Below are 2579 nucleotides of genomic sequence, written 5' to 3'. Positions count from 1 at the left end.
AACCAAGACTTTATAAACTTGGAGAAAACGAATTTGCAATCACTTTTCCACTTGATATAGAGTTTGAGATTTACTGCTACTTCATTAATTATGTTCGTTATCCAATGAGTTTTGAAAAATCATTTGACGTAATAGGCTGGGCAACAACAAGAATAGGAGAGCAATGGATAACTGATAAAGTTGCAAATAAAAAAGTAATGTTATTTATTCCTTCTGATGACACAGAGCATGACAATGTATTTTTAACTACTTCTGATAATATTGGATACAAACTTGGCTTCGCAATGGGAGAGGAAAAACAATTTTTAGACAAACCCAAACAACATTTTATTTACCCTAGGATAGAGATTAAAGATTTAACTGACAAGCAATATAAAGACTTTAATTGAAAAACTGTTACCTACACTATTAGCAAATTGAACTCAGGGCTCCCGACTTTTGACTTTCCGACTTTGGGCATCCGACTTATTACAACATTTCAACAATCAAAGGCTGTAACAATCAAACAATTCAAATCTATGTAATCATTTCATCGGTGTAATCATTTTTCAAAACAATTTACCTACCTTTGAATGGAGTTTAAAAACTATGTCTGAACAAAAAACAAATGAGCTCGTTCGCAAGATTTTTGAGGCTTATTTAGAAAACAAAAATCTACGTAAAACACCAGAGCGTTTCGCTATATTGGAAGAAATATATTCAAGAAACGACCACTTTGATGTAGAAACCCTTTATATCCACATGAAAAACCAAAAGTACCGCGTAAGTCGTGCTACGGTTTATAACACATTGGAGTTACTGGTTTCATGCGATTTAGTTACCAAACACCAGTTTGGTAAAAATATGGCGCAATTCGAAAAATCTTATGGTTACCGCCAGCACGATCACGTAATCTGTATCGAATGTGGTAAAGTAGTAGAATTCTGCGATCCACGAATCCACCAGATCCAAACCATGGTTGGTGATCTTTTAAAATTTGATGTGAAACACCATTCGTTAAATCTTTATGGCTTCTGCTCTGATTGCAGTATGGCCAGAAAAGTAAACGAAAGCGCAGCAACAGTCGCAAAAATTGTAGAAAATTAAATCAAAATACAAATAAAACCAGCTTAATTTATTAAATAATGACGCAAGTAGATGTACTTCTCGGCCTGCAATGGGGTGATGAAGGAAAGGGAAAAATCGTTGATGTACTAAGTCCAAAATATGATCTTATTGCCCGTTTTCAGGGTGGCCCAAATGCCGGACATACTTTAGAGTTCGATGGCAAAAAATTCGTTTTAAATACAATCCCTTCAGGAATTTTTAACGAAAAAACCATGAATCTTATTGGTAATGGTGTAGTAATCGACCCTATTATCCTAAAAAGAGAGTTAGATAATTTAAAAAAAGCTGGTCATGATCCTATTGCCGATGGCAAATTGGTGATTGCCCGTAAAGCGCACTTAATTTTACCAACCCACCAATTATTGGATGCAGCTAACGAGGCACGCATGGGTAAAAATAAAATTGGATCAACCTTAAAAGGTATTGGTCCAACTTATATGGATAAAACTGGCCGTAACGGTTTACGCGTTGGCGATACTACTCTACCTGATTTTAAAGAACGCTATGCTAAATTGGTAGAAAAACATACTGAAATCCTTTCTCATTACGAAGGTTTCGAATATGAATTGGCTGAGAAAGAAGCATCATTCTTTGAAGCAATCGAATTCTTAAAAACCATTCCTCATGTTGATAGTGAACATTATGTAAATGGTTTCTTAAAAGAAGGAAAAGCTGTTTTAGCAGAAGGTGCTCAGGGAACGTTATTGGACGTAGATTTTGGTTCATACCCTTTTGTAACATCTAGTAACACCACAACTGCAGGCGCCTGTACTGGTTTAGGTATTGCGCCTAATAAAGTAGGAGCCGTTTATGGTATCTTCAAAGCATATTGCACACGTGTTGGTGGTGGCCCTTTCCCTACTGAATTAGATAACGAAGTTGGCGAAAATTTACGCGCTTTAGGTCACGAATTTGGCGCAACTACAGGTCGTGCCCGTCGTTGTGGCTGGATCGATCTTCCTGCATTAAAATATGCCATCATGTTAAACGGGGTAACCGAGTTAATTATGATGAAAGCTGATGTTTTGGATACCTTCGATACCATTTATGCTTGTACCCACTACGAATACAATGGCGAAACGATCGATTACATGCCATACGACATCATTTCAATCGAGCCAAAACCAGTATTGAAAGCAATTGATGGTTGGGCAACTGATGTAACTAAAATTACTTCTGTAGATGAAATCCCAGCTAAATTAACTGATTACATTGCTTTCTTAGAAAAAGAATTAGAAGTGCCGATCAAATTCCTTTCTGTAGGACCAGATAGAGCACAAACTTTAGAATTACGTTAATATAAGATTCGTCATGCTGAATTTAGTTCAGCATCTATATGTTCATAAACTGATAGACCCTGAAATAAATCCGATAGTTATCGGATCAGGGTGATGACCAATAATAAAAAGCAACCTGCAACCAGGTTGCTTTTTTTATTTCAGAGTTGTCAACTTTAATGACAGAAGCACAGA

General features: G+C 36.4%; 2 protein-coding genes and 1 pseudogene. All 3 read left to right on the top strand.

The window, feature by feature from the left end:
* Positions 1-389 (top strand): annotated as a pseudogene (locus tag AC1DPQ_RS24340) (hypothetical protein); the annotation flags it as partial.
* Between the two features lie 199 nt (positions 390-588).
* A complete protein-coding gene (locus AC1DPQ_RS24335; protein WP_477585190.1) occupies positions 589-1086 on the top strand; it encodes a Fur family transcriptional regulator in 498 nt (165 codons plus the stop codon).
* A 38-nt stretch (positions 1087-1124) separates the two neighbouring features.
* Positions 1125-2405 carry an adenylosuccinate synthase gene (locus tag AC1DPQ_RS24330; protein WP_190326317.1) on the top strand — a complete coding sequence of 427 codons (1281 nt, stop codon included), beginning with the start codon at positions 1125-1127 and terminating at the stop codon, positions 2403-2405.
* Positions 2406-2579: the final 174 nt, after the last annotated feature.

This window comes from Pedobacter sp. 01T416_2 (assembly GCF_056398925.1).
Note: the sequence above shows the minus strand (reverse complement) of the source record. Positions and strands in the feature narration are given on the sequence as shown.